We start from the raw sequence: 25,457 nt of genomic DNA on the forward strand, positions 1-25,457 counted from the left end.
GGTTGAGCTTGCCGCATGATCACAGTCTCGCCACCACCCCCCGCCGGCACGATCATCCACCGGCCCGACTGGCTGGTGAAGCCCTCCGGCCAGGATTTGGCCGAGTACTATCCAGCGCGCGCGGCGCGGCACGACATCTCCGGCAAGGCGACGATCAGGTGCGACGTAATGGTCGACGGGCGGCTAGACGGCTGCATGGTCCTGGAGGAATCGCCGACCGGCGAGCACTTCGGCGACGCGGCGCTGAAGATGGCGTCGAAGTTCCAGATGACCAAGCCCGATCTCAACGGGCCGCCGGCCTCTGTGACGATCCCACTCGTTTTCCGCCCCCCGGAGACGCGCGCGATGATCCTGCCGGACAAGGAGGCCATGCAGTTCATGATGGGCGCGGCGGCTGGCGTCGCCGCCATCGCACTCACCCTGCTGCTGGTGTTGATCTGGGGCTTGGATCGCTACAACACCCGCGCGGCGGAAAGGCGTCCGAAGGGAAAACCCTAGTTCCCCGTGACCTCTTCCCAGAACCTCTTGGCCTTGCCGACGAAGTTGGCGGACTTGGGGTTCTGTTTTTCGCCGCATAGGCCGGCCAGTTCGCGGATCAGTTCCTTCTGACGGGCGGACAGGTGGGTCGGGGTTTCGACGAACAGTTCGACCACCAGGTCGCCGCGCTGGCGGCTGCGCAGGGACGGCATGCCCTTGCCCTTGAGGCGGACGGTCTTGCCGGTCTGCGAGCCTTCAGGAACGGTGACGGTGATCTTGCACTCACCGTCGCAGGTCTCGCCGCCCAGCAGGCAGGGGGCCTCGATCTCGCCGCCCAGGGCGGCCGTGGTCATCGGCACCGGCACGGTGCAGAGCAGGTCCAGACCGTCTCGCTCGAACAGCTCGTGCGGTATCACCGACAGGAAGATGTAGAGGTCGCCGCGCGGACCGCCGCGCGCGCCAGCGTCGCCTTCGCCCGCCAGGCGGATCCGGGCGCCGTCGTCGACGCCAGCGGGGATGCGGACCGACAGGATGCGCTCGCGGCGCACCTGGCCGTGGCCGTGGCAGTTGGTGCAAGGATCCAGGACCAGACGGCCCGAGCCGCCGCAGCGCGGGCAGCCGCGCTCGACCGCGAAGAAGCCTTGGGTGGCGCGGACCCGGCCGGCGCCGCCGCAGGTGCCGCAGACGGTGGGGTTGGTGCCGGGCTTGGCGCCCGAGCCCTCGCAGACCTCGCAGGTCATGGCGGCGGGCACCTTGATCTCGACCTCGGCGCCGGCATAGGCCTGCTCGAGAGCGATCTCCAGGTCGTAGCGCAGGTCCTGGCCGCGCTGGGGCCCGTTCGACTGGCGACGACCGCCGCCGAACATCTCGCCGAACACGTCCCCGAAGACGTCGTTAAAGATGTCGCCGGCGTCGAAGCCCTGGCCGCCGAAGCCGCCAGCGCCGCCGCCCTGTCCGTTGACGCCGGCATGGCCGAAGCGGTCATAGGCTGCGCGCTTCTGCGGATCGGAGAGGACCGAATAGGCCTCGTTGATTTCCTTGAAGCGCCCGGTGGCTTGCTCGCAGCCGCCATTGCGGTCGGGGTGGTGTTCCATCGCCAGTTTGCGGAACGCGGACTTCAGACCAGCGTCATCGATGGTCTTGGTCACGCCGAGGATTTCGTAATAGTCGCGCATCGTCAGCGTCTGGCGCCCAAAAGGCCCACGAAAGTGGCGTTGATGAAGGAAGAGGTGGGAGTGCGCGCGGCCCGGCGCAAGGCGGTCTCGGGCGGAGCGGCAAGAGGTCGCGGCCGCGGAACAGACTTCAGCAGAATGTCCCGCAGCGCGCGCATGGCGGTTAGTTCGCCGGCTTGTTGTCGTCGACTTCTTCGAACTCGGCGTCGACGACGCCATCGTCCGCGGCCTCGGCGCCGTCAGCGCCTTCGGCCCCTTGCTGCGAGGCGTACATGGCTTCGCCCAGCTTCATCGAAGCCTGGATCAGCGCCTGGGTCTTGGCCTGGATGGCCTCGACGTCTTCGCCTTCCAGGGCGGTCTTCAGCTCGGTGATGCCGGTCTCGATCGCGGTCTTTTCAGGCGCGCCGACCTTGTCGCCGTGCTCGGCCAGGGCCTTCTCGGTCGAGTGCAGGATCGCCTCGCCCTGGTTCTTGGCCTCGACCAGCTTCTTCTTGGTTTCGTCCGCAGCCTTGTTGGCCTCGGCTTCCTTGACCATGCGCTCGATGTCCGCGTCGCTCAGGCCGCCATTGGCCTGGATACGGATCGAGTGCTCCTTGTTGGTCGCCTTGTCCTTGGCGTGGACCTGCACGATGCCGTTGGCGTCGATATCGAAGGTGACCTCGATTTGCGGGATGCCGCGCGGCGCCGGCGGAATGCCGACCAGGTCGAACTGACCCAGGACCTTGTTGTCGACGGCCATCGGGCGTTCGCCCTGGAACACGCGGATCGTCACGGCCGACTGGTTGTCGTCGGCGGTGGAGAAGGTCTGCGAGCGCTTGGTCGGGATCGTGGTGTTGCGTTCGATCAGCGGCGTGAACACGCCGCCCAGGGTCTCGATGCCCAGGGTCAGCGGGGTCACGTCCAGCAGCAGCACGTCCTTGACGTCGCCTTGCAGCACGCCGGCCTGGACGGCCGCGCCCAGCGCCACGACTTCATCGGGGTTCACGCCCTTGTGCGGCTCGCGACCGAAGAAGTCCTGCACCGCCTGCTGGACCTTGGGCATGCGGCTCATGCCGCCGACCAGGATCACTTCGTCGATGTCGCTCTTCTTCAGGCCGGCGTCCTTGAGGGCCTGTTCGCACGGACCGATGGTGCGGGCGATCAGGTCGTCGACGAGGGCTTCCAGCTTGGCGCGCGACAGCTTGATGTTCAGGTGCAGCGGACCCGAGGCGTTCATGCTGATGAAGGGCAGGTTGACCTCGTACTGAGCCGTCGAGGACAGCTCCTTCTTGGCCTTTTCCGCTTCTTCGCGCAGGCGCTGGAGGGCCAGCTTGTCCTTGCGCAGGTCGACGCCCTGCTCCTTCTTGAACTCGTCGGCCAGGTAGTCGACGATCCGCAGGTCGAAGTCTTCACCGCCCAGGAAGGTGTCGCCGTTGGTCGACTTCACCTCGAAGACGCCGTCGCCGATTTCCAGAATCGAGACGTCGAAGGTGCCGCCGCCGAGGTCATAGACGGCGATCTTCTTGCCGTCGTTCTTGTCCAGGCCGTAGGCCAGGGCCGCGGCGGTCGGCTCGTTGATGATGCGCAGGACTTCCAGGCCGGCGATCTTGCCGGCGTCCTTGGTCGCCTGACGCTGGGCGTCGTTGAAATAGGCCGGGACGGTGATGACCGCCTTGGTCACGGGCTCACCGAGGTGAGCTTCGGCGGCTTCCTTCATCTTCTGCAGGATGAAGGCCGACACTTCCTGCGGGCTGTAATCCTTGCCCTGAGCCTTGACCCAGGCGTCGCCGGTCGGGCCCTTGACGATCTCGTAGGGCACCATGCCCTTGTCCTTCTCGACCACCGGGTCGCTGGCGGAGCGGCCGATCAGGCGCTTGATCGCGAACAGCGTGTTGGTCGGGTTGGTCACGGCCTGGCGTTTGGCCGGCTGGCCAACCAGGCGTTCGCCATCTTCCATGAAGGCGACGACCGACGGAGTCGTACGAGCGCCTTCGGCGTTCTCGATCACCTTCGGGTTCTTGCCGTCCATGATGGCCACGCACGAGTTCGTGGTGCCCAGGTCGATGCCGATAATCTTGCTCATTTTGGTACCTGTTCGCTCCTTTAGGCGGACGGTGGTGACGAGGGCCTTCTCGGAAGCGCCCCGGTTTTTCTCGTTCCCGTCCCCGATGGGTTCGTACGCTCTACGGTTGGTTCCACATCCCGTCCCGCCGACGAAAACCGAGGGGGCGAAATGCGTTGTGCGAAGTTGACGAGCCCGTCAACCCCGCTTCGAAGCCGGATATGGGGGATAGGGGACAGGGCGCAAGGCCATAACCCCATGCGGCGAGGGGGAATCTGGCGTTTTGGGCAAGAAAAATGGCCGCACCCCCTTCCGAGTGCGGCCAAGAAATATAACGCGTTATCCGGCGTTTAGCCGTTCTTGCCGACCCAGGCGGTGATGGCCGGCAGGCGCTGCTCGCGGATCTTGGCGCGGTTAAGCACCGAGGCGGCGGCCTTGTCGGCTTCCTTGCGCGATCCCTCGGCCAGATTGGCCGCGGCCCAGGCCTTGATCTTCTCCGCCATGGCCGGGTTCGACGAGCTGGCGCCCAGACCGGGGATAAACCGGGTGCGCGAGGTGGAATCGACCTTGGCGTTGACCGCGTCCTTGTGGGCTACAGCCCAGTCGAAGGTCATGTCCGGGTGACCGCCCGCCACCCGCGAGATCATCGAACTGGACAGGGTCTCGCCTGGTTCCGGCGTCAGGGCCAGCTCCAGCGCCTTCTTGGCGAGGGCCTCATCCTCGGCCGAGGCCAGCAGCGAGAACAGCTGGGCGCGGATCAGCGGGGTCTTCTCGGCCAGGGCCTGGGCGTGGATGGCGTCCCAGGTGGCGGCGTCGGCGTGACGGGCCACGACGCTGAGGATGGTCTTGCGCAGCGGACCGGGGATGGCCGACGGGTCGGTCTTGTCGGCGTTGAACCGACGCGTGGCCTCGGCCACGACCTCCGGATCGCCCAGGCCGCCCAGAGTGCCGATCAACTCGCCGCGCAGGATGGCGATGCGGTCGGGCTCGCCGGCCTTGGCCGTCCAGCCGACCTTGGCGAGCAGCGGGCGCAGCTTGGCCACGGCCAGCTTGCGGAACGCGGCGCGCTCGGCCGGCATGCCTTCGTAGTAGTTGTCGATGCCCGAATAGACGCCGGCGATCTTCGAAAACACCTGCGGGTCGGCGTCGGCCGGCGTGGCCTTGGCCAGGTCGAGGAAGTCGGTGGCGGGCTGGTAGCCGGCCAGGCCCATCGACCAGGCGTCGCTCATCACGCCCAACTGGTCGATCGCCGGCAGCTTGGCGAAGCTCTGAACGATGCCGCCGAAACGCTCGGCGCCATACTGGGTGCGGAAGTAGCCGTTCTGGCCGGCATTGACCACGACCGGGCCGCAGCCATCGACCGTGACCGAGCCCTTGCCGCCGGTGACCAGGGTCTTGGCTTCGCCGCCGCCCACAGCCTGAACGGTGACCGGAACACGCCACAGCAGCGGCTTCTTGTCCGGGACGTCCTTGCTGAACTCGGACTGGCTGAGCGTCAGGGTCGTCTTGCCGGCCGCGCAGGTCGCCGCATCGACAGTGATCAGAGGCACGCCCGGCTGCAGGGTGAAGTCATGGGCGATGGCCAGGATCGGCTTCTTGGCCGCGCCCTCGACCGACGACCACAGGTCGTCGCTGACCGTATTGCCGTGGGCGTGCTTCTTCATGTAAGCGCGCACGCCGTCGCGCCAGGCGTCGTGACCCACATAGCTTTCCAGCATACGGATGACGGCCTCGCCCTTCTGGTACGTGATGCCGTCGAAGGCTTGGCTGGCCTGCTCGACGGTGGTCACGTGCTGCACCACCGGGTGCGTGGTCGACAGCGCGTCCAGGCTCATGGCGTACTCACGACCGCCAACCGACCCCAGAGCGGAGTTCCATTCGGGGTGGAAGTGCTCGGTCGCGCGGCCTTCCATCCACGAGGCGAAGCCCTCGTTCAGCCACAGGTCGTCCCACCAGGCCATGGTGACCAGGTCGCCGAACCACTGGTGCGCCATTTCGTGGGCCACGGTGGTGAAGACGGTCTGCTTGTCGCTCTCGGTCGAGATCTTCGGATCGAGATTCATGGCGTATTCGAAATAGAAGATCGCCCCCCAGTTCTCCATGGCGCTGAAGAACTGGCTGCGGCCGGGGGCGGCGATGTTGTCCAGCACCGGCAGCGGGTATGGCGTGCCGAAATAGTCGTTGTACCAAGGCAGGATATCGGCGGCAGCCTTGAGTGCGAACGCGGCCTTGGGCGTGTCGCCCTTCTTGGTGACCACGCCGACATCGACGCCGGCGGCCTTGACCGAGGCGCGGTCGAACTCGCCCAGGCCGAAGAACAGCAGGTAGGTCGACATCTTCGGCGAGGTCGCGAACTTCACCAGGGTCTTGCCGCCGCCGAGGTCCTTCGAGGACGCGATCGGCATGTTGCCCAGCGCCATCTGACCGGTCGGGATCGTCGCCTCGACGGTGTAGGTGGCCTTGTAGAACGGCTCGTCCCACGACGGGATGAAGCGGCGGGCGTCGGAGTTCTCGAACTGGGTGTAGATCGCGCGCTTCTTGCCGGTCTCGGTCTCGTAGTCCAGCGCGAACAGGCCGGCGGCCTGGGTGTAGATCTTGCCCGTATAGTCGAGGGCCAGGACGTACTTGCCCTTCGGAAGGACCTTGGCGAACGTGAAGCTGGCGGTCTGGGCGTCGTCGTCGACCTTGACCTTGCCAGTCATTGAGGCCGCGCCGACCCCGGCGATCTCGGCCTTGGAGAACGCCAGGTCTGCCGCCTGCAGGGTCACGGTCGCGGTCGGCTCGACGACCTCGATGGCGATCTTCACGCTGGCGGAGAAGGCCATCTTGTCGGCGTCGGGCGTGAAGGACAGGTCATAGTGCGTGGGCCGGACAGCGCGCGGGAGCTGGGTCGTCACCGAGGCGAAGGTCGCGCCCTTGCTGCCGGCCTGGACGGCGGCGGTAGGCTTGGCTGGGGCCTTGGCGGCGGTCGCGGCGGACACCGCGCCAGAGGCGAACAAAATCACGGCGACGGCCGCGGAGGACATAAGACGACGCATGTACGGTCCTGATATGGAAAAATAGTCCGGCCCCCTCGCCGGAGGCGCAAACCAACACCTTCCGTCCCTATGGCGCGTCTTAAATTTCAGTAATGTTTCAGCCCCTCACCGTCGTTCCCGGTTTCGACCTCTGGCCCGGCCTGCTGGACCTTCCGGCCCAGCGCGCGCTGGTCGACGCGGTGATGGCCGCCGCCGAAGCCGCGCCGTTCGCCCACTACAACACCGCCTATGGAAAGGCGATGAGCGTGGCCATGACCGCCTTCGGACCGCTGGGCTGGACCAGCGACAAGACCGGATACCGCTATGCTGAACGCCATCCGGGCACGGACCAGGTCTGGCCGGCCATGCCGCCCGCGCTACTGGAACTCTGGAGCGCGCTGGGCGATCCCGACACCCCGCCGGACTCGTGCCTGGTGAACCTCTATCGCGGCGAGGCCCGCATGGGTCTTCACCAGGATCGCGACGAGGCCGACACGGCCTTTCCGGTGCTGTCGATCTCGCTGGGCGACACGGCGGTGTTCCGGATCGGCGGGACCTCGCGCAAGGACCCGACGCGGAGCCTGCGGCTGGGCTCCGGCGATGTCTGCCGACTCTCCGGACCGGCGCGCCTGGCCTTCCACGGCGTCGACCGTATCCTGGCGGGTTCGTCGAGCCTGGTACCCGGCGGTGGCCGGATCAACCTGACGCTTAGACGCGCCCTGTAGAGCCTCGCCCACAACGAAAAAGGCCGCCCCTTTCGGAGCGGCCTTCTTGTCGGCGACGATCTGAAGTCGGATCAGCCGCGCAGCTTACGCGTGATCACTTCCAGGTCGTGGTTCAGGGTGCTGTCCTCGGCGCGCAGGGCCTCGATACGGCGCACGGCGTGGAGCACCGTGGTGTGGTCGCGACCGCCGAAGCGACGGCCGATGTCCGGCAGCGAACGGGTGGTCAGCTGTTTGGCCAGCCACATGGCGGCCTGACGCGGACGGGCGATGGCGCGGTTGCGGCGCTCCGACAGCAGATCGGCCTGCTTCATGCCGTAGTGCTCGGACGTCGCCTTCTGGATGTCGTCGATGGTGATGCGCTTCTCGCCCGACCGCAGGTGCGGACGCAGGATCGCCTGGACCTCGTCCAGCGTCATGCGCGACAGGCCTTCGCCGGCGCGGGCCGACAGGGTGTTCAGCGCGCCTTCCAGCTCGCGGACGCTGTCGGTGAAACGGTCGGCCAGGAACTGCAGCACGTCCGGACGCATGGTCGGCTCGAAGCCGTGGGCCACGGCCAGGGTCTGAATCTTACGTTCCAGGATGCCCAGGCGCAGATTGCGGTCAGCCGGCTCCAGGCCGCAGACCAGGCCCGCGGAAAGGTGCGAGCGCAGGTGAGCGTCCATCTCGGTCATGGCCGACGGCGGGCGGTCCGCCGAGAACACGACGCGGCCGCCTTCGCCGACCAGGGCGGTCAGGGTGTGGAACAGCTCTTCCTGGGTCGACTGCTTGCCGGCGATGAAATGCACGTCGTCGATGATCAGCAGGTCGGCGGCGCGCAGCTCTTCCTTGAAGGCCGCCGTCTGGCGATCCATCAGGGCGCGCACGAAGGTCGACAGGAAGCGCTCGGCGGTCAGATAGACCACGCGCTTTTCCGGCGCGTTGCGCATGGCTTCCCAGGCCAGGGCGTTCAGCAGGTGGGTCTTGCCGAACCCATAGGGGCCGTGGAACAGCACGGGATTGAAGTGGCCGTCGGCCCAGTTGGCGATCCGGCGCGCCACGGCGTGGGCGAACTCGTTGGCGGGACCCGGGACGAAGGTCTCGAAGGTGAAGCGCTCTTGCAGACCCTGGGTGCGGGTCGACTTGGTGATGGGCGCCATGATCGCCGGGGCGTCGGTCGACACCGGCAGGACGATCTCGATGGGTTCGGCGACCACGGCCTTCGGGGCGGCCTCGACATAGGCGCCGCCGTTGCCAACCAGCGCCGCTTCGAACTCAAGGCGCGACTTCAGGTCGATGCGACGCCCGGTCGGGTCGTTGGCGGCCCACAGCTCGCCAATGCGACGCCAGGCGCTACGACGGATCCAGTCACGGGCGATGCCCGTCGACGTGACCAGGACGACATCGCCGGCCGCGGCCTCGCGCAGAGCCGCAGGGGCGATCCATGACCCGAAGGCCGCATCGCCGAGCTCGCGTTTCAAAGCCACGCAAACCTTCAACCACACGCTCGTCGCCGGCTCTACCGCCGCCGCGATCGCTGTCGAGAAGTCCTGGCTGGCCACCCCGCCCTTCATCGTCATTCGTCCACCGCCTCGCACAAAAACAACCGCCGCTACCATTCCTGCCGCCCGCCCCCCATGGCGTACGGCCGGTTCACTCAACGCACACAGGTTCTTACCCGGCGAACGCAATGGGTCCGCCGCCGCCTCGTTTTTTCCAAGACTGGAGAAGCGCTGAGACGCTTAAACTAGCTACCGGAGGGGGCCGGTCAAACGGAAAACTTGCGTCCGAGTTCGGATATTTCTGTTGACTCGCGAGAGCCCCTCGCCCGGCAAGGGAATAGCTAAGACAGCTGCTCAGATCACAGATTGCTACGGCAGGAATAGAGCATTGGATTCAAAGCAAAAGCCGACCAGGCGGACCTGATCGGCTTTTGTAAATACTTGAAATCATTAGACGAACGTCGTTCGTCCAGAAGTTGGACTAGGCCGCGGCCTTATCCAGCTTCTTCAGGCGCGCGGCCAGGCGCGACACCTTGCGCGAGCCCGTGTTGGGGTGAACCACGCCCTTCGAAACCGCGCGCATCAGCTCCGATTGAGCTTCCACGAAAGCGGCCTTGGCGACGGCCACATCGCCCTTTGCGATGGCGTCTTCGAACTTGCGCAGGAAGGTGCGCACGCGCGAGCGACGAGCGGTGTTGACTTCGGTGCGGCGAGCGATCTTGCGGATCGCTTTCTTGGCGCCGGGATTATTGGCCATTAGGTCGGACCTTCAAACGGACAGCCACGCGGGCGGCCGCGAAGCAGGGAAAATAGAGCGCGCGGATATACGGGAAGCGCTGGCCGGGGTCAACGGTCCACAGGCGGATTCCTGCGGGCGATCCCGACGCAATCGTTTCACAAGCGTGACAGCCGGAACTGGAACCCGGGTCCGGCGACGCTCATGCGGAAAAGGACAAGCGACGGATCACGCGCCCTTGAATGTCGGCTTTCGTTTTTCGACGAAGGCGGCCATGCCTTCTTTCTGATCTTCGAAGGCGAACAGCGAGTGAAACAGGCGCCGCTCCAGCGCCACGCCTGTTGTCAGGGTCGTCTCATAGGCGGCCTCGACCAGCTCCTTGTTCATGGCCACGGCGAGCGGCGATTGGGCGGCGATCTTGGCGGCGACCGCCAGGACCTCGTCGATGAGCGTGTCGGCTGGGAAGATCCGCGACACCAGGCCCGAGCGCTCGGCCTCTTCAGCGCCCATCATCCGGCCGGTCAGGATCATGTCCATGGCCTTGGACTTGCCGACGAAACGGGTCAGGCGCTGGGTGCCGCCGATGCCGGGCGCGACGCCCAGGGTGATCTCGGGCTGGCCGAACTTGGCGGTGTCGGCCGCCAGGATGAAGTCGCACATCATGGCCAGCTCGCAGCCACCGCCCAAGGCGTAGCCGGCGACGGCGGCGATGATCGGCTTGCGGCACTGCTCGACCGCGCGGGCCCCGGCGGTGAAGAAGTCGGCCTTGAACATCTGGGCGTAGGTCTTGTCCGACATCTCCTTGATGTCTGCGCCGGCGGCGAAGGCCTTGGCCGAGCCGGTCAGCACGATGCAGCCCACATTATCGTCGGCCTCGGCTACCGCCAGCGCCTGCGCCAGCTCGCCCAGCAGCTGGGTGTTGAGGGCGTTCAGAGCCTCGGGCCGGTTCAGCCGGATCAGGACGACGCCGGGCGCGCTGTCCGGGGTTTCGACGATCAGGGTCTGGTGCTCGGCCATCGCGGGTCTCCTGTTTGAACGCTGCAGTTATAGAGAGGAGGACGGCGTTGGGGAGCCCTTTAGGCGGCCGGCTCATGACTCTTGACCACCTCCTCCGATTTAGGCCAGACGTTGGCTCAATTTCGAGTGGCGTCGCAGCTTTGCATCTTTCCGCGCGCTTCTGGGCAAGGGGTTTCGGCATGGGCGTCTTCACCGGTACGTCGGGCAACGACACGATCGACGGCAGCCCCGTCAACGACACGCTGATCGGGCTCGAGGGCGATGACATCCTCCGGGGCGGCCAAGGCCACGATATCCTCGAGGGCGGTCCCGGCGATGATCTGCTGGATGGCGGAACGGGCTCCAACACCGCCGACTACACCCACGCTACAAGCGGGGTGACGGTTGACCTGACCCTCACCGGTCCACAATTCACGGGCGGTGCAGGGACCGACACCCTGAAGTCTATCGGAAGGCTGCTAGGCTCCGCCTTCGCCGATCGGCTGACCGGGGACAACCTCTCGAACCGCCTCGTCGGAAACGGAGGCGATGACGTCCTGCGCGGCGGCGGTGGCGACGACGCGCTCTACGGCGGCCTGGGCGACGACATCCTCGACGGCGGCGCCAATGGTCAGTGGGGCGACGAAGCCAGCTATGCCGATGCGACCAATGGCGTGACGGTCGATCTTTCGAAGTCCGGCCCCCAGGCGACCGGATGGGGAAACGACACCCTGATCGACATCGAAAGCGTTGACGGCTCAGCCTTCAACGACGTCCTCACCGGCAGCGTCGGCGCGGACACGTTGTACGGCAACAACGGCAACGACGTCCTGCGCGGCGGGGCCGGCGACGATGTCCTAGTGGGCGGCAATGGCGACGACATCGTCGATGGCGGCGATGGGTTCGACACGGTCAACTTCGGCCTCTTCAATTCCGGAGACTGGGCTTTCTCGGGCGCCACCGTGGACCTGTCCGTGGCCACCGCACAGGGCCCCGCCGGACAGCAGAAGACCTATACCAGCATCGAACGGGTAGTCGGTGGCGTCGGGGCCGACGTGCTCAAAGCGGGCGCGACCGGCGCTACGCTAGAAGGGTCTGACGGCGCGGACATCCTCTATGGCGGGGCCGGGGACGACATCCTCGACGGCGGCGACGGCGATGACACCTTCTATATTGGCGTCGGCGCCGACAAGGTGACCGGCGGCTTCGGGACCGACACGGTCCACTTCGTGGCGGGTGCAGCGGCCCTGAACCTGGACCTCAGCACCTTCAAGAACGGCCAATTCACCGCCGGCGGCCTTTCGATCAAAGAGGTCGAGGCGATCGGCTCGATCACCGGCAGCGCCCAGAACGACAAGATCACGGTCGGAAACGCCTATCTTGGCTCGGTCACGATCTCGGGTGGGGCCGGCGATGACGTGCTGGTCGGCGGTGGCGGCGGCGACATCATCAGCGGCGGGGCGGGCGACGACACCATTGACGGCGGCGCCGGCAAGGACACCGTCCGCTATGCCGGGACGATCCAGGACTATCGAGTGGTCACCAGCGGCGACGGATCGATTACCGTGACCGACCTGCGCGCGGGGTCTCCCGACGGCGTCGACCATCTGACCAGCATCGAGACCCTCGCCTTCGCGGCCACACCCTCAACCACGGAAGTCTCGGCGCGGGTGTCCAACATCCTGAGGCTGCCCGCAGGCGGCGCGGGCGAGACCTTGTCTCAGACCCTGTTCACCCAGTGGCAGGCCGGCCAACTGTCGGACGACCAGGTGACAAAGGCCATCGTCGATGCTGCCGACGCCACGACCTCGGTGGCCTCGATGAGCTACCAGTTCTTCACGGGCAAGGTTCCCAGCCAGATCGGCGTCGACTTTCTGATCGCGCCGACGGGACCGAACGCCACGAACCTCAACAGCGCTTACTACGCCAAGTTCGACGTCGTGAACCGCTACATCAACTTCGCGGTGAACCTGGGCAAGAACGGTGAGGGCGCCGACAATTTCCTCGGCGGATACCGGTACCTGTCGCTGTTCGACGCGACCAAGAAGGCCTATGCGGCGATCTTCGGCGGGACGCCCAGCGACACCAAGGTCCATAGCTTGATCGACACGCGCGTGGACTATCTCGCCTATTACGGCGGCGACGGGCCAGAGGGCATGGGGACCAAGGCGGCGATGGTAGGCTTTCTGCTGGCGGCGGCGGCTACCGAGAACCTGGGCGTGATGGCCCGCTCGAACGACGCCTGGCTGACCGACCTAGCCGACGGGTCCGCACCATACGCGGTCAACATCCTCGATCCGGCCGCCGGCTACTATAAGACCGAGTTCATCTTCGGCGGCGGCTAGCTCATACTTGGCAGACCGGACAGAAGAAGGTCGACCTCCCCGCCTGGACCTGGCGGGCGATGACGCCCTGGCAGCCCGGCGTCGGGCACGGCTCGCCCTCCCGGTCATAGACGCGGAAGCGGTGCTGGAAGTAGCCCAGCGCGCCGTCGGCGGCGGCGAAGTCCTTCAGGGTCGAGCCGCCGACCTCGACGGCCTCGGCCAGCACCTCCTTGATCGCCGTGGTCAGCGGGCCGAGCCGTTTCTTCGCGATCCCGCCCGACGGATTGAACGGCGAGATGCGCGACCGGTGCAGCGCCTCACAGACATAGATATTGCCCAGGCCCGCGACGGTGCGCTGATCCAGCAGCAGGGTCTTGGGTCCCTGCTTGCGGTTGGCGAAGACCTTTTCCAGCGTCTTGGCGTCAAAGCCTTCGCCCAGCGGCTCGGGTCCCATGGTCGCGAACCAGGGATGATGGCCGACGCGATCGGTGGGGATCAGGTCCATGAAACCGAACCGGCGCGGGTCGTAATAGGTGACCGTCGCGCCCTCTTCGGTCTCGAAGACGACGTGGGCGTGCTTGTCGTCCGGCGTGACCTCGCGGGCGAAGTCGCCGGGGCGCACGGTTCCTTCAGGCGCGGCGATCTCGAAGCGGCCGGTCATGCCTAGATGCATCACCAGGGTGTCGCCCCGGTCCAGCGGGGCCAGGATATATTTGGCGCGGCGATCAAGACGCAGGATCTTCGCGCCGGTCAGCCGCTGGACGAAGCCCTCCGGCAGCGGAAAGCGCAGGTCAGGCCGGTTGGCGCGAACACGGGACAGGCGCGCGCCGGACAGGACAGGCTCGAGACCACGTCGCACGGTCTCGACTTCGGGCAATTCGGGCAAGGATCATTCCTTAAGGCGATGACGCGGCGCGAGGCGCAAGCTAATAGCGGACGTTCATATAGTAAGAGCGCGGCCCAAGGACGTCATGAGCAACACCTCCGCCAGCTTCGGTTTCAAGGATGTCGACGCCTCGCTGAAGGCCGGGATGGTGCGCGGCGTGTTCGACCGCGTCGCCAAGAACTACGACATCATGAACGACCTGATGAGCGGCGGCGTGCACCGGCTCTGGAAGGACGCCGTGGCCGCGCGCCTCAACCCGCAGCCCGGCGAGGTCATCATCGACTGCGCCGGCGGCACCGGCGACATGGCCCGCCGCTTCGCCAAGATGGCCCGAAGCGCCCAGGAGCGGCGCGGCGGCCCCGACGCGACGATCAACATCGTCGACTACAATGCCGAGATGATCATGGCCGGCATCGAGCGCGGCGGCGAACCGGAGATCACCTGGACCGTCGGCGACGCCCAACGCCTGCCCCTGCCGGACAACTACGCCAACGCCTATGTGATCTCGTTCGGCATCCGCAACGTCACCGACATCGACGCGGCCTTGCGCGAGGCGCGCCGGGTGTTGAAGCCGGGCGGCCGCTTCCTGTGCCTGGAGTTCTCGCGGCCGGTGACCGAGGCGCTGGCCAAGGCGTATGACGCCTACAGCTTCAAGGTCATCCCGCAGGTCGGCGAGTGGGTCGCCAAGGATCGCGAGGCCTATCAGTACCTGGTCGAGAGCATCCGCCGCTTTCCCGATCAGCGGACCTTCGCCGGCATGATGGAAAACGCCGGCTTCAAGCGGGTAACCTTCACCAACTTCACCGGCGGCGTCGCGGCCCTGCACCAGGGTTGGGCGCTCTGATTTGCTGATGGCGTTTTTTTCTCCCGACTTCCCCGGCGAATGCCGGGGCCCAGATCATAGGGCTGAGCTGCGCCAGGTTTGGTCAGCGCTCAGGCTGTATCTGGATCCCGGCATTCGCCGGGAAGATCGGGGTGAAGGGAAGGGGCGCGCCAAGTGACAAACGTCTCCGCGCTCCTACGTCTGACCGGCGCGGGCTGGGCCCTGGTCCGGGCCGACGCCCTGATCCCGCGCGAGGTCGAGCCGCAATTGCCGCCGTCCGCCAAGCTGGCGGGCCGGCTGCTGCGCCTGTTCGCCGGCGGCGCGGCCAAGCGCGGCCGGCCAGGCGAGCGCTTGGCGCGGGTTCTGGAAAAGCAGGGTCCGGCGGCGATCAAGATGGGCCAGTTCCTGTCGACGCGGGCCGACATCTTCGGGACCGCCTTCGCCGAGGACCTCTCGCACCTGAAGGATCGCCTGGCGCCGTTCCCGCTGGAAACAGCCAAGGCCGAGATCGTCCGCAATCTCGGCAAGCCGCTGAGCGAGGTCTACCTTGAGATCGGTGAGCCGGTCGCCGCCGCCTCCCTGGCGCAGGCCCATCCGGCCACCCTGCTCGACGGCCGCAAGGTCGCGGTGAAGGTGCTGCGTCCCGGTGTCGAGCGCCAGGTCGCCCAGGACAGCGCCGTGCTGCGCCTGGCCGCGCGCCTGGCCGAGAAACTGGCTCCCGCCGCGCGCCGCCTGCGCCCGACCGAATTCGTCGAGGTGGTGATCCGGTCGCTGGACCTGGAGATGGACCTGCGCTTCGAGGCCGCCGGCTGCGCCGAGCTGGGCGAGGCCATGACGGTCGATCCCTATATGCGCGCGCCGCTGGTCTGCTGGGAAGGCGTCGGCAAGCGGGTCCTGACCCTGACCTGGGCCGAAGGAACGCCCCTGTCCGACGCCGCCGCGCTCGCGCTGCCGGGTCTGGACCGCAAGGCCCTAGCCGAGAACGTCACGCGCGGCTTTCTCGCCCAGGCCCTGGACCATGGCCTGTTCCACGCCGACCTGCACGAGGGCAACCTGTTCGTCGCCGCGCCGGCCGAGGTGGTCGCCGTCGACTACGGCATCGTCGGCCGCCTGGGTCCTGGCGAGCGGCGCTACCTGGCCGAAATCCTATACGGTTTCCTGAACCGCGACTATGCGCGGATCGCCAAGATCCATTTCGACGCCGGCTATGTCCCCGCCCATCAGGACATGGACGCCTTCGCCCAAGCCCTGCGCGCCGTCGGCGAGCCCGTTTTCGGACGCAACGCCCGCGAGGTCTCGATGGGGCGGCTGCTGGCGCAGCTGTTCGAAATCACCGCCCTGTTCGACATGGCCCTGCGGCCAGAGCTGGTGCTTCTGCAGAAGACCATGGTCACCGTCGAGGGCGTGGCCCGCCGCATCGACCCGACCCACGACCTGTGGGCCGCCGCCGACCCGGTGGTGCGCCGCTGGATCGGCCGCGAGCTCTCGCCCGCCGCCAAGGCCCGCGACTTCGCCGAGGAAGCCCTGCGCGCCATCCGCGCCCTGGCCCGCCTGGCCGAAGCCCCGCCGGCTGCGGTCCCGGCCAAGGTCGAGCGCGACCAGACCTGGCCCCTGCTATGGTTCCTGGTCGGCGCGGCGACGGCCGGCGCGGCGTTCGTGACGGGCCTGCTGCTGGCGCGGTAGGCCTACCCGTCCGCCTGGTCCCGGCGCTTGGCCGCCGAAGCCCGACGCGCCTCGCGGGTCTTCTGTTCATCCCAGTAGGCCGCGCCCTCGTCCGGCTTGAACATCGTGCGCGGCGCGCCTTCACGCGACACCACCGCGAAGACATTGCCCTTGGGATCGTAGATCAGCAGGTCGCCATTCGAGCGCTTCAGCGTTTCGGCCCCCTTGGGCGGGTCGCTGACGAAGGCGTGGACCTTGGCGACATAGTCGTCGGTCGACCTGGCGTCGAAGGTCTTGCCGTTGCTCTGGAACGAGCGCTCGGCGTTCTCCTCCGCCGTGCGGGTGCGATTGGCGGCCCAGTACGGCTTGCCGGCCACCAGCTTGACCGGCGCATCGCGCGGATCGGCGCTGCGCGCGCCCTCGCCTCTGCCGCCGTCCGCTGTCTCTGCCGGAGACCCCGCCTCGACGCTGGCGCGCTCGCCAGCCTTGGGCGCCTTGACTGCGGACGCCCCACTATCGCAGGCCGAGAGGCTCATCAGGCCGAGCGCGGCCACGACGCCCGCCGAGATATGTCGTACAACCTTCATGATCGTATTTTCCCCACAACTCTATCTATACGATTACTGAACGAAAGCGGAACGGGAGTCGAGTCCTTATCTTCGCCCTGCGATTGCCACTCGAATTGCCTCTGGCGCTTTGGGCCGAGGGTGGGCATGTGCAGCGGACGAGATTGACGTGGATGCGGAGCGCGACGTGAGCGGGAAGCGGGTTCTTCTGATCGTCGGCGGCGGGGTGGCGGCCTACAAGGCGCTGCTTCTGACCCGCCTGCTGCGCAAGGCCGGCATCGGCGTGCGACCGATCCTGACCAAGGCCGGCGCGGAGTTCGTCACGCCGCTGTCCCTGGCGGCGCTGGCCGAGGACAAGGTCTATCAAGAACTGTTCTCGCTGACCGACGAGCACGAGATGGGCCACATCGAGCTGTCGCGCTCGGCCGACCTGATCGTCGTGTCCCCCGCGACGGCCGACCTGATCGCCAAGGCCGCCCATGGCCTGGCCGGGGACCTGGCCTCCACCACCCTGCTGGCCACCGACAAGCCGGTCCTGATGGCGCCGGCCATGAATGTGCGGATGTGGCTGCACCCGGCCACCCAGCGCAACATCGCGACGCTGAAGGCCGACGGCGTCAGCTTCGTCGGGCCGGACGAGGGCGCCATGGCCTGCGGCGAGTTCGGACCGGGCCGCCTGGCCGAGCCGGAAGAGATCTTCGCGGCGATCATGGCGATGCTGGAAGGTTCGGCCGCCCGGCCTCTGGCGGGGAAACGCGCCCTGGTCACCGCAGGCCCGACCTTCGAGCCGATCGACCCCGTGCGCGGCATCACCAATCGCTCCAGCGGCAAGCAGGGCTTCGCGATCGCCGAGGCCCTGGCCAGGCTGGGCGCGGAGGTCACCCTGGTCGCCGGTCCGGTGGCGCAGCCGACGCCGGTCGGGGTCAAGCGGATCGACGTCGAGACCGCCCGCCAGATGCTGGCCGCCAGCCAGGCCGCCCTGCCCGCCGACGTCGGCGTGTTCGTGGCCGCCGTCGCCGACTGGCGCGTGGACGAAGCCTTCGGAACCAAGCTGAAGAAGGAAAAGGGCGGCCCGCCGGCCCTGACCTTCGTCGAGAACCCCGACATCCTGGCCACCCTCTCTGCGACCGGCCCGCAGCGGCCCAAGCTGGTCGTCGGCTTCGCGGCCGAAACCGACCATGTCGAGGCGCACGCCCGCGCCAAGCTGGCCCGCAAGGGCTGCGACTGGATCATCGCCAACGACGTGACCGAGCCGGGCGTGATGGGGGGCGGCGAGAACGCCGTGCTGCTGATCACCAAGGAAGGAACCGAGCGCTGGGACCGCGCGGCCAAGGACCAGGTGGCGGCCCAGATCGCCCTGCGAATCGCCCAGGCACTCGCCTGAGACTGGCCTGACGGGACACAAATCAGCTACAGGCGGGTCGACCTCTCCAGATCAGGAACCGCCCGCATGTCCGCCATCCCCGCCGGTCTCGCCATCCGCTTCAAGCGTTGGGAAGGCAATGCCGACCTGCCGGTTCCGGCCTACGCCACCGCGGGCGCGGCGGGCTTTGATCTCAGGGCTCACGTGCCGGAGGACGAGCCGATCGTGTTGAAGCCGGGTTCGCGCTGCATGGCCCCGACCGGGTTCTCGGTGGCGATTCCGGACGGTTATGAGATGCAGGTGCGCCCGCGCTCGGGCCTGGCCTTCAAGAACGGCGTCACGGTGGTCAACGCCCCGGGCACCGTCGACAGCGACTATCGCGGCCAGGTCTGCGTGCTGCTGATCAATCTGGGCGAAGAGGACTTCACCATCCGTCGCGGCGATCGCATCGCCCAGGGCGTGATCGCGGCGGCCCCGCAATGGTCGCTGGTCGAGGTCGACGACCTGGACGCCACGGATCGCGGCGCCGGTGGGTTCGGCTCGACAGGCGTCTAGTCGGGACGGTCGTTTAGCTAGGCCGCCGGGTGGATCGCCCGCAGGCCCAGCATCAGATAGCCGCCGAAGCCGGCCGCGAAGGCGGCCGCGGCCATCCAGAGCACCGGGCGGATCATGTCGAGCGGCGTCTGGCCGATCGGGGGATGGGACTTCATCTGAACCTCCTGCGACCTTCAGCGGGGCCGGCGGATACTGACGCCGGAGGAGATACGCGCTCCCGAGCCGTTGGTTGCGATTGGGGAGCGGCTTTTAGTCTGTCGCGATTCCGACACAAGGGAAATCGCGACGCGTCGTCGCATGGTCAAGCTGCCGTGTCCTGCCGGCAACTCATGCATTGGCGCGGTGACTGCCAGGAGTTCGAGGCAGTATCGGCGACGCGATCTGCGTCAAAACGCCGCGAACCGGGATTCTGCACCGCGTAAGCGGCGTGAGAAATCGATTTCTGGAAGCCAGAACTCAGCCAACATTGATATAAATCAAGACTCTTGAGATTTATTAACCCTGCCCCGGCATCTTGCCCTCGACTTCCGGTCTTAGGGCACTGCTTATGTCTAATCTCAAGGTTGCGCATAAACTGTTGATCGCGTTCGCGGCGCTCGTTGCGGGCGTTATTTTCGCGGGGGCGCTGGTCGCCGGAAGCCTGTCGTCGATCCAGAAGATCACGGCGCTCAACGAGCACAGCTACGCCTATATCGACGCGATCGCCGACACCACTGGAGCCCTGGTCGAAGAGCAGAACGCCGTGCGCGGCTACGTCGCCAGCCGGGACGCCTCGTTCCTGAAAAAGCGCGAGAAGTATCAGTCCGAGTACGCGGAGGCCTATAGGCGCATCGCGGCGGGCGTCGAGGATCCTGACGAGCAGGCTCGCGCGGACGCCTTGACCGCGGCCGTCGCCACCTTCGAACGCGAGATCAGCAGGCAGCTCACCGAAGCCGACGATCCGACGACCCTTGATCAGGCGCGCGCGACCATCGCCACCACCGGCCGCCTGAGTAATGTCCGCAAGGTGCTGGAGGCCATGGCGAAGGTCGAGCAGGACCAGCTGGCCCAGCGTCGCGCCGACCAGGTCAAGGCTTTCCGCGCCGGCCTGATCACCCTGGCCGCGGGCGGAACCCTGGCGGTCGGCGTCGCCGTGTTGATGGGCTGGCTGCTGTCGAACGCCATCGCCGCGCCGGTCACCGCCATGACCGCCACGATGCGTCGCCTGGCCGATGGCGACAACGCCGTCGAGGTGCCGGCCGTGGGTCGCAAGGACGAGATCGGCGGCATGGCCGCCGCGGTCCTGACCTTCAAGGAAGCCGCGCTGGAGAAGATCCGCCTGGAACGCGCCGCCTCGGACCAGCGCGCAGACGCCGAGCGCGCGCGCGAAGCTGGCGAGATCGAGCGCCAGGGCAACGCCCGCGAACAGGCCCAAGTAGTCGCCCGCGTCGGAAAGGGTCTGGAATCCCTGGCCGCCGGCGACCTGACCTTTCGCCTGAACGAGACCTTCCCGCCGGCCTATCGCAAGCTGCAGGCCGATTTCAACGCCGCCATGGACCAGTTGGCCGACACCATGAGCGTGATCAACGGCGCGGTCGGCGGCATCCAGGCCGGCTCGGGCGAGATCAGCCACGCCGCCGACGACCTGTCGCGTCGCACCGAGCAACAGGCCGCCAGCCTCGAAGAGACCGCCGCGGCGCTGGACGAGATCACCGCTACGGTCCGCCGCACCGCCGAAGGCGCCGGCAGCGCGCGCCGCACTGTCGACAGCGCCCGCAACGACGCCGAAAAGGGCGGCGACATCGTCGACCGCGCCGTGGCCGCCATGGGCCAGATCGAAAGCAGCTCGCGCGAAATCGGCGCCATCATCGGCGTGATCGACGAAATCGCCTTCCAGACCAATCTGCTGGCATTGAACGCCGGGGTCGAAGCCGCCCGGGCGGGCGAGACGGGACGAGGCTTCGCGGTGGTCGCCCAGGAAGTTCGGGCCCTGGCTCAGCGCTCGGCCGACGCGGCCAAGGAGATCAAGACCCTGATCAACGCCTCGGCCCAACAGGTCGATGAGGGCGTCGGCCTGGTCGGCGAAACCGGCGAAGCCCTGCGGCGGATCATCGCCGGGGTGCACGACATCAACCGCATCGTCGCCGAGATCGCCGCCTCGGCCACGGAGCAGGCGACCGGCCTGCATCAGGTCAATACCGCTGTGAACCAGATGGACCAGGCCACCCAGCAGAACGCGGCCATGGTCGAGCAGTCGACCGCCGCCAGCCACGCGCTGTCCAATGAGGCGCGCGAACTGGGCCGACTGGTGCAGCGCTTCCGCCTCGCCGAGACCGCGAACACCCGCCGCGCCGCCTAGGTCGCGGGAACCTTTCGCGGATTATTGATTTTTGGACGGGTGCGTCCATTTATCCCTTGAAGCGCGCGCCGGACCCCAGTATCCGGCGCTCGAACTCTTTCGATCGGAACAGGTCATGGCGTCGCCAGAGAAGCCCACGGGCAACAAGAAGCTGGTCCCGATGATCGCGGGCGGGGTCGCCCTGGCCGCCGTCGTCGTGGGCGGGACGTTCTGGTTCCTCGACAAGCAGCACTTCGAAAGCACGGACAACGCCTTCGTTCAGGCCGACACCGTGCAGGTCAGCCCGCAGGTTTCGGGCTATGTCGCCGAGGTTCTGGTGGCTGACAACCAGCGGGTCGAGGCCGGCCAGGTGCTGGCCAAGATCGACCCCTCGACCTTCCAGGCGCGCCTGGATCAGGCCATCGCCAACGCCAGCGCCGCCGACGCCGCCATCCGCGCCATCGACGACAAAAACAGCCTTGAACAGGCGATGATCGCCCAGAAGGCCGCCGGCGTGACCAGCGCCCAGGCGGACGCCGGCCGCGCCAAGGCCGATCTCGAGCGCTACGACGCCCTGGCCAAGCAAGGCTGGGTCTCGCAGCAGAAGGTCCAGACTGAACGCGCCGGCGCCACCCAGACCGCCGCTGGCGTCGCCAGCGCCCAGGCCGCCCTGGAAGCCGAGAAGCGCGCCGCCCAGTCGCTCGGCTCGGCCAAGGCCCAGACCATCGCCCAGGCCGCCGCCGCCCACGCCGCCGTGGAGCAGGCCAAGCTGGATCTGGAACGCACCGTGATCCGCGCGCCCGCCGGCGGCGTGGTCGGCGCCCGCTCGGTCCGCCCGGGCCAGCTGGTCCAGCCGGGGGTGGCGCTGATGTCGGTCGTCCCCCTGGGCCAGGCCTATATCGTCGCCAACTTCAAGGAAACCCAGGTCTCTCGCATCCGCGTCGGCCAGCCGGTCGAGATCAAGGCCGACGCCTTCGGCAAGCAGAAGATCGTCGGCAAGGTCGACAGCTTCGCCCCGGCCACGGGCCAGGAGTTCGCCCTGATCCCGGTCGAGAACGCCGTCGGTAATTTCACCAAGATCACCCAGCGCCTGCCGGTCAAGATCGTGGTCGACCGCAGCCAGCTCGGCGCGGCCCTGCGTCCGGGCCTTTCGGTCGAGATCAAGGTCGACGTCCGCGACCGGTCGGGTCCCTCGTTCGCCGAGGCCGACCAGGCCACGCCGCAGGTCGCCCGCCAGGGCGTGGACCGCTAGAGCGAAGGAGCGCGTCATGACCGACGCCGCCCTGCCCGCCGCCGCTCCCCAGACCCCGACAAAGCCCGAGGTCGACTGGACCAAGCTGTTCCTCGGCTTCGGCGCCATGGTCATCGGCCAGTTCATGGCCATCCTCGACATCCAGATCGTGGCGGCCTCGCTGCCCCAGATCCAGGCCGGCGTCGGGGCCAGCACCGACCAGATCAGCTGGATCCAGACGGCCTACCTGATCCCCGAGGTCGTGATGATCCCGCTGTCGGGATACCTGTCGCGCCTTTGGGGCACCCAGCGTCTCTATCTGATCTCGTGCACGGGCTTCATCGTCATGAGCGTGCTGACGGGCCTTAGTTCGTCGATCGACATGATGATCCTGACCCGCGCCCTGCAGGGCTTCATCGGCGGGGCGATGATCCCGACGGTGTTCGCCGTGGCCTTCACCGCCTTCCCGCCCGAGCGGCGCATCACCGCCAGCGTGATCATGGGCCTGATCGTCACCCTGGCCCCGACCGTCGGCCCCACCCTGGGCGGCCACCTGACCGAGGCGCTGTCCTGGCGGTGGCTGTTCTTCATCAACGTCCCCACCGGCCTGATCGTGCTGTTCGGCGTCTATCGCTGGGCCGACTTCGACAAGGGCGATCCCAGCCTGGCCAAGGGCTTCGACTGGTTCGGACTGATCGTCATGGCGATCTTCCTGATGAGCATGCAGTTCGTGCTGGAAGAGGGCGCCAAGGACGATTGGTTCGACGACAGCGGCATCCTGTGGCTGACCGTGGTGGCCGTCCTGGGCGGCGCGACCTTCATATGGCGACAGCTGACCTACAAGAACCCGATCGTCGAGTTGCGCGCCTTCGCCAATCGCAACTTCTCGGTCGGCGTGCTGATGACGGCCGTCTCGGGCGCCAGCCTGTTCGGCGGCACCTTCCTGCTGCCGCAGTTCCTGGGCCGGGTGCGCCACTATTCGGCGTCGGAGGTCGGCACCACGATGATCGTCTCAGGCCTGTCGATGTTCCTGACCGGGCCGATCGCCGGCCGGCTGGTGCGCAAGACCGACCCGCGCGTGCCGATGTTCATCGGCTTCATCCTGGCCGGATGGGGCATGTACATGGCCCATGGGGTGACCAAGGACTGGGGTTTCTGGGAGTTCGCCGGCGTCCAGGCTTGTCGCGGCGTCGGCGTCATGATCGCCATGATCGCCACCCAGCAGATCACGATGAGCACCCTGCCCCCGCACATGATCAAGAACGCCTCCGGCCTGGTGAACCTGTCGCGCAACACGGGCGGGGCCATCGGCCTGGCCCTGCTCGCCACCTCGATCTCCCAGCAGACGGCGCTCTATTACGACGACCTGACCTCGAAGGTGACCCAGGGCGGCGCGACGGCCGGCATGATGGCGGGCCTGATGGAGCGGATGCAGCAGCTGGGCGTCGCCGACCCCGGCGGCGCGGCCCGCAAGGCCATTGGCGGCATGATGCAGCAGCAGGCCACCGTGCTGGCCTTCGGCGACAGCTTCACCCTGTTGGCCATCGGCTGCTTCGTCGCCGCCGGCGTGTCGCTGCTGGCCGCCCCGGTCAAGAACGCCCCCCCGCCGCCTTCGGACGCTCACTGATGCCCAGAGTCTTCTAATGCCAAGGGTGCCCGGACAGATCGACGTCGCCAAGAGCGAAGCCATCCTGGACGCCGCCGTCGAGGTGATCGGCGAACGGGGCCTGGCCGCCCCGATGGCGGCGATCGCCCGCCGCGCCGGGGTCTCCAAGCAGACGGTCTATAATCACTACGGCTCCAAGGCCGAGCTGATGCGGGCCCTGATGAATCGCCGGGTCGAGGCCATTACCGCGCCCTTGCGCGACCCCGAAGCCGCCGGCAATCCGGCCCAGGCGCTGGAAGCCTACGCCCGCTCGGTGCTGGAGACCGTGGTCACCAACAAGAGCTATTCGATGCTACGGGTGATCATACTGGGCGTGGGGGAGATGCCCGACATCGCCCAGGAGGTGTTCGAGGCCGGTCCCTTGAGCGCCCGCCGACAGCTGGCGGCGTTCCTGAAGACCGAAACCGAGCTAGGCCGGATGAACGTCGAGGATTTCGACCAGGCGGCGGAATTCTTCTCCGGCATGGTCATGGGCCACAGCCAGCTGCGGTCCCTGCTGCGCCTGCCGTCCGACAAGACCCAGGAACAGTACGGCCGCCTCGCGAAGGAGGCGGCCGAGAGGTTCATGCGGGCTTACGCCCCTTAGAGCCTGAAAGGCTTACGCCTCTTCGGCGTCGGGCATGCCCATCATGTGGAAGCCGGCGTCGACGTGGACGACTTCGCCCGTGGTCGACTTGCCCAGGTCCGAGGCCAGCCACAGGGCGCAGCCGGCGACGCCTTCCATCGAGGTGTCTTCCTTCATGGCCGAGAACGCGCGGCCTTGGGCGATCATGCCGCGACCGCCCGAAATGCCGGCCAGGGCCAGGGTGCGCATGGCGCCGGCCGAGATGGCGTTGCAGCGGATGCCCTTGGGACCCAGGTCACGGGCGATATAGCGGGTCGAGGCTTCCAGAGCCGCCTTGGCCACGCCCATGGTGTTGTAGTTCGGGATGGTCCGCTCCGAGCCCAGATAGGTCATGGTGATCAGCGAACCGCCGTTCGGCATGATCTTCGAAGCGCGCTTGGCCACGTCGACGAAGCTGAAGGCCGAGATGTTCATGGCCAGCAGGAAGCCCTCGCGGGTCGTGTTGTCCACGAACGAGCCCTTCAGCTCGTTCTTGTTGGCGAAGGCCACCGAGTGGACGACGAAGTCGATCGTGCCGAACACTTCCTCGATCTTGGCGAAGGCGGCGTCCATCGAGGCGTCGTCGGTGACGTCGGCCGGGATCAGCGTCTTGACGCCGATGCTCTCGGCCAGCGGGCGCACGCGGCGCTCAAGCTCTTCGCCTTGATAGGTGAAGGCCATCTCGGCGCCTTGGGCGGCCAGCTGGCTGGCGATGCCCCAGGCGATCGAGTTGTGATTGGCCACACCCATGACGAGGCCCTTCTTGCCCCGCATCAGCTCGCCCTTCGGGAACGCGTAATCGTCGGCCATGTGTCGGG

21 protein-coding genes are annotated in these 25,457 nt (G+C 67.2%); 11 read left to right on the forward strand and 10 right to left on the reverse strand.

Annotated elements, in window-relative coordinates:
* The first annotated feature begins 15 nt into the window (after positions 1 to 15).
* On the forward strand, positions 16 to 498 hold the full coding sequence (locus CSW62_RS24065) for an energy transducer TonB (protein WP_099581991.1): 483 nt from the start codon (positions 16 to 18) through the stop codon (positions 496 to 498).
* Here CSW62_RS24065 and dnaJ read toward each other — a convergent pair.
* The 3 genes from dnaJ to CSW62_RS24080 form a co-directional block, all read right to left on the reverse strand.
* Entirely contained in the window at positions 495 to 1,652 is a 1,158-nt protein-coding gene (gene dnaJ, locus CSW62_RS24070; protein WP_099581992.1) for a molecular chaperone DnaJ, read from the reverse strand. The genes CSW62_RS24065 and dnaJ overlap by 4 nt on opposite strands.
* A 160-nt stretch (positions 1,653 to 1,812) precedes the next feature.
* Complete coding sequence (gene dnaK, locus CSW62_RS24075) at positions 1,813 to 3,711, reverse strand: molecular chaperone DnaK (RefSeq protein ID WP_099581993.1); 1,899 nt, start codon at positions 3,709 to 3,711, stop codon at positions 1,813 to 1,815.
* Between the two features lie 329 nt (positions 3,712 to 4,040).
* Positions 4,041 to 6,728, reverse strand: coding sequence for a M1 family metallopeptidase (locus CSW62_RS24080; protein ID WP_099581994.1), 2,688 nt, complete (start codon positions 6,726 to 6,728; stop codon positions 4,041 to 4,043).
* 92 nt (positions 6,729 to 6,820) lie between these two features.
* Here CSW62_RS24080 and CSW62_RS24085 point away from each other — a divergent pair, with 92 nt between their 5' ends.
* Positions 6,821 to 7,432 carry an alpha-ketoglutarate-dependent dioxygenase AlkB gene (locus CSW62_RS24085; protein ID WP_099581995.1) on the forward strand — a complete coding sequence of 204 codons (612 nt, stop codon included), beginning with the start codon at positions 6,821 to 6,823 and terminating at the stop codon, positions 7,430 to 7,432.
* Between the two features lie 71 nt (positions 7,433 to 7,503).
* Here the strand turns inward: CSW62_RS24085 and dnaA are convergent, their stop codons facing one another.
* From dnaA to CSW62_RS24100, 3 genes are all read right to left on the reverse strand, one after another.
* Positions 7,504 to 8,988 (reverse strand): chromosomal replication initiator protein DnaA, encoded by a 1,485-nt coding sequence (gene dnaA / locus CSW62_RS24090; protein WP_099581996.1) that lies wholly within the window; start codon positions 8,986 to 8,988, stop codon positions 7,504 to 7,506.
* Positions 8,989 to 9,391: 403 nt separating this feature from the next.
* Positions 9,392 to 9,667, reverse strand: a complete 276-nt coding sequence (gene rpsT, locus CSW62_RS24095; protein WP_004617408.1) for a 30S ribosomal protein S20 — start codon at positions 9,665 to 9,667, stop codon at positions 9,392 to 9,394.
* Positions 9,668 to 9,874: 207 nt separating this feature from the next.
* Complete coding sequence (locus tag CSW62_RS24100) at positions 9,875 to 10,663, reverse strand: enoyl-CoA hydratase (protein ID WP_099581997.1); 789 nt, start codon at positions 10,661 to 10,663, stop codon at positions 9,875 to 9,877.
* A gap of 179 nt (positions 10,664 to 10,842) precedes the next feature.
* On the opposite strand from CSW62_RS24100, the gene CSW62_RS24105 reads away from it, so the two are divergent.
* Positions 10,843 to 12,987 carry a hypothetical protein gene (locus CSW62_RS24105; RefSeq protein WP_158235486.1) on the forward strand — a complete coding sequence of 715 codons (2,145 nt, stop codon included), beginning with the start codon at positions 10,843 to 10,845 and terminating at the stop codon, positions 12,985 to 12,987.
* Between the two features lies 1 nt (position 12,988).
* Here CSW62_RS24105 and mutM read toward each other — a convergent pair whose 3' ends face one another.
* The gene (mutM, locus tag CSW62_RS24110) at positions 12,989 to 13,852 is read right to left on the reverse strand and encodes a bifunctional DNA-formamidopyrimidine glycosylase/DNA-(apurinic or apyrimidinic site) lyase (protein ID WP_099581999.1); all 864 of its coding nucleotides are present in this window, start codon (positions 13,850 to 13,852) and stop codon (positions 12,989 to 12,991) included.
* Positions 13,853 to 13,937: 85 nt separating this feature from the next.
* On the opposite strand from mutM, the gene CSW62_RS24115 reads away from it, so the two are divergent.
* Positions 13,938 to 14,696 carry a class I SAM-dependent methyltransferase gene (locus CSW62_RS24115; RefSeq protein ID WP_099582000.1) on the forward strand — a complete coding sequence of 253 codons (759 nt, stop codon included), beginning with the start codon at positions 13,938 to 13,940 and terminating at the stop codon, positions 14,694 to 14,696.
* A gap of 153 nt (positions 14,697 to 14,849) precedes the next feature.
* Positions 14,850 to 16,358 (forward strand): 2-polyprenylphenol 6-hydroxylase, encoded by a 1,509-nt coding sequence (ubiB, locus tag CSW62_RS24120; RefSeq protein ID WP_099582001.1) that lies wholly within the window; start codon positions 14,850 to 14,852, stop codon positions 16,356 to 16,358.
* A gap of 2 nt (positions 16,359 to 16,360) precedes the next feature.
* Here ubiB and CSW62_RS24125 read toward each other — a convergent pair whose 3' ends face one another.
* Positions 16,361 to 16,924: a hypothetical protein gene (locus CSW62_RS24125; protein ID WP_099582002.1), complete on the reverse strand. Its 564-nt coding sequence runs from the start codon at positions 16,922 to 16,924 to the stop codon at positions 16,361 to 16,363.
* A gap of 166 nt (positions 16,925 to 17,090) precedes the next feature.
* Between CSW62_RS24125 and coaBC the strand changes: the two genes are divergently transcribed.
* Both coaBC and dut read left to right on the forward strand, forming a co-directional pair.
* Positions 17,091 to 18,287 (forward strand): bifunctional phosphopantothenoylcysteine decarboxylase/phosphopantothenate--cysteine ligase CoaBC, encoded by a 1,197-nt coding sequence (gene coaBC, locus CSW62_RS24130; protein ID WP_099582449.1) that lies wholly within the window; start codon positions 17,091 to 17,093, stop codon positions 18,285 to 18,287.
* Positions 18,288 to 18,353: 66 nt separating this feature from the next.
* A complete protein-coding gene (gene dut, locus CSW62_RS24135) occupies positions 18,354 to 18,821 on the forward strand; it encodes a dUTP diphosphatase (RefSeq protein ID WP_099582003.1) in 468 nt (155 codons plus the stop codon).
* Positions 18,822 to 18,838: 17 nt separating this feature from the next.
* On the opposite strand, the gene CSW62_RS26270 is transcribed toward dut, so the two are convergent.
* Positions 18,839 to 18,976, reverse strand: a complete 138-nt coding sequence (locus tag CSW62_RS26270; RefSeq protein WP_143324451.1) for a hypothetical protein — start codon at positions 18,974 to 18,976, stop codon at positions 18,839 to 18,841.
* Positions 18,977 to 19,368: 392 nt separating this feature from the next.
* Here CSW62_RS26270 and CSW62_RS24140 point away from each other — a divergent pair, with 392 nt between their 5' ends.
* The 4 genes from CSW62_RS24140 to CSW62_RS24155 all read left to right on the forward strand — a co-directional run bounded on the left by CSW62_RS24140 (position 19,369) and on the right by CSW62_RS24155 (position 24,621).
* Positions 19,369 to 21,159 carry a methyl-accepting chemotaxis protein gene (locus CSW62_RS24140; RefSeq protein ID WP_099582004.1) on the forward strand — a complete coding sequence of 597 codons (1,791 nt, stop codon included), beginning with the start codon at positions 19,369 to 19,371 and terminating at the stop codon, positions 21,157 to 21,159.
* 115 nt (positions 21,160 to 21,274) lie between these two features.
* Positions 21,275 to 22,390: an HlyD family secretion protein gene (locus CSW62_RS24145; RefSeq protein WP_199170685.1), complete on the forward strand. Its 1,116-nt coding sequence runs from the start codon at positions 21,275 to 21,277 to the stop codon at positions 22,388 to 22,390.
* Between the two features lie 16 nt (positions 22,391 to 22,406).
* Positions 22,407 to 23,996, forward strand: coding sequence for a DHA2 family efflux MFS transporter permease subunit (locus CSW62_RS24150; protein ID WP_099582006.1), 1,590 nt, complete (start codon positions 22,407 to 22,409; stop codon positions 23,994 to 23,996).
* A gap of 16 nt (positions 23,997 to 24,012) precedes the next feature.
* A complete protein-coding gene (locus CSW62_RS24155; protein ID WP_099582007.1) occupies positions 24,013 to 24,621 on the forward strand; it encodes a TetR/AcrR family transcriptional regulator in 609 nt (202 codons plus the stop codon).
* Positions 24,622 to 24,633: 12 nt separating this feature from the next.
* Here the strand turns inward: CSW62_RS24155 and CSW62_RS24160 are convergent, their stop codons facing one another.
* Complete coding sequence (locus CSW62_RS24160; protein WP_099582008.1) at positions 24,634 to 25,449, reverse strand: enoyl-ACP reductase; 816 nt, start codon at positions 25,447 to 25,449, stop codon at positions 24,634 to 24,636.
* Between the last annotated feature and the right edge of the window lie 8 nt (positions 25,450 to 25,457).

The organism is Caulobacter sp. FWC2, from assembly GCF_002742625.1.
Taxonomy (GTDB): domain Bacteria; phylum Pseudomonadota; class Alphaproteobacteria; order Caulobacterales; family Caulobacteraceae; genus Caulobacter.

Bases quoted from the DNA above. Each gene is read 5' to 3' on its own strand.
- CSW62_RS24065 (WP_099581991.1), top strand. From the start codon at position 16: ATGATCACAGTCTCGCCACCACCCCCCGCCGGCACGATCATCCACCGG.
- dnaJ (WP_099581992.1), bottom strand. From the start codon at position 1,652: ATGCGCGACTATTACGAAATCCTCGGCGTGACCAAGACCATCGATGAC.
- dnaK (WP_099581993.1), bottom strand. From the start codon at position 3,711: ATGAGCAAGATTATCGGCATCGACCTGGGCACCACGAACTCGTGCGTG.
- CSW62_RS24080 (WP_099581994.1), bottom strand. From the start codon at position 6,728: ATGCGTCGTCTTATGTCCTCCGCGGCCGTCGCCGTGATTTTGTTCGCC.
- CSW62_RS24085 (WP_099581995.1), top strand. From the start codon at position 6,821: ATGTTTCAGCCCCTCACCGTCGTTCCCGGTTTCGACCTCTGGCCCGGC.
- dnaA (WP_099581996.1), bottom strand. From the start codon at position 8,988: ATGACGATGAAGGGCGGGGTGGCCAGCCAGGACTTCTCGACAGCGATC.
- rpsT (WP_004617408.1), bottom strand. From the start codon at position 9,667: ATGGCCAATAATCCCGGCGCCAAGAAAGCGATCCGCAAGATCGCTCGC.
- CSW62_RS24100 (WP_099581997.1), bottom strand. From the start codon at position 10,663: ATGGCCGAGCACCAGACCCTGATCGTCGAAACCCCGGACAGCGCGCCC.
- CSW62_RS24105 (WP_158235486.1), top strand. From the start codon at position 10,843: ATGGGCGTCTTCACCGGTACGTCGGGCAACGACACGATCGACGGCAGC.
- CSW62_RS24115 (WP_099582000.1), top strand. From the start codon at position 13,938: ATGAGCAACACCTCCGCCAGCTTCGGTTTCAAGGATGTCGACGCCTCG.
- CSW62_RS24125 (WP_099582002.1), bottom strand. From the start codon at position 16,924: ATGAAGGTTGTACGACATATCTCGGCGGGCGTCGTGGCCGCGCTCGGC.
- dut (WP_099582003.1), top strand. From the start codon at position 18,354: ATGTCCGCCATCCCCGCCGGTCTCGCCATCCGCTTCAAGCGTTGGGAA.
- CSW62_RS26270 (WP_143324451.1), bottom strand. From the start codon at position 18,976: ATGAAGTCCCATCCCCCGATCGGCCAGACGCCGCTCGACATGATCCGC.
- CSW62_RS24140 (WP_099582004.1), top strand. From the start codon at position 19,369: ATGTCTAATCTCAAGGTTGCGCATAAACTGTTGATCGCGTTCGCGGCG.
- CSW62_RS24145 (WP_199170685.1), top strand. From the start codon at position 21,275: ATGGCGTCGCCAGAGAAGCCCACGGGCAACAAGAAGCTGGTCCCGATG.
- CSW62_RS24150 (WP_099582006.1), top strand. From the start codon at position 22,407: ATGACCGACGCCGCCCTGCCCGCCGCCGCTCCCCAGACCCCGACAAAG.
- CSW62_RS24155 (WP_099582007.1), top strand. From the start codon at position 24,013: ATGCCAAGGGTGCCCGGACAGATCGACGTCGCCAAGAGCGAAGCCATC.
- CSW62_RS24160 (WP_099582008.1), bottom strand. From the start codon at position 25,449: ATGGCCGACGATTACGCGTTCCCGAAGGGCGAGCTGATGCGGGGCAAG.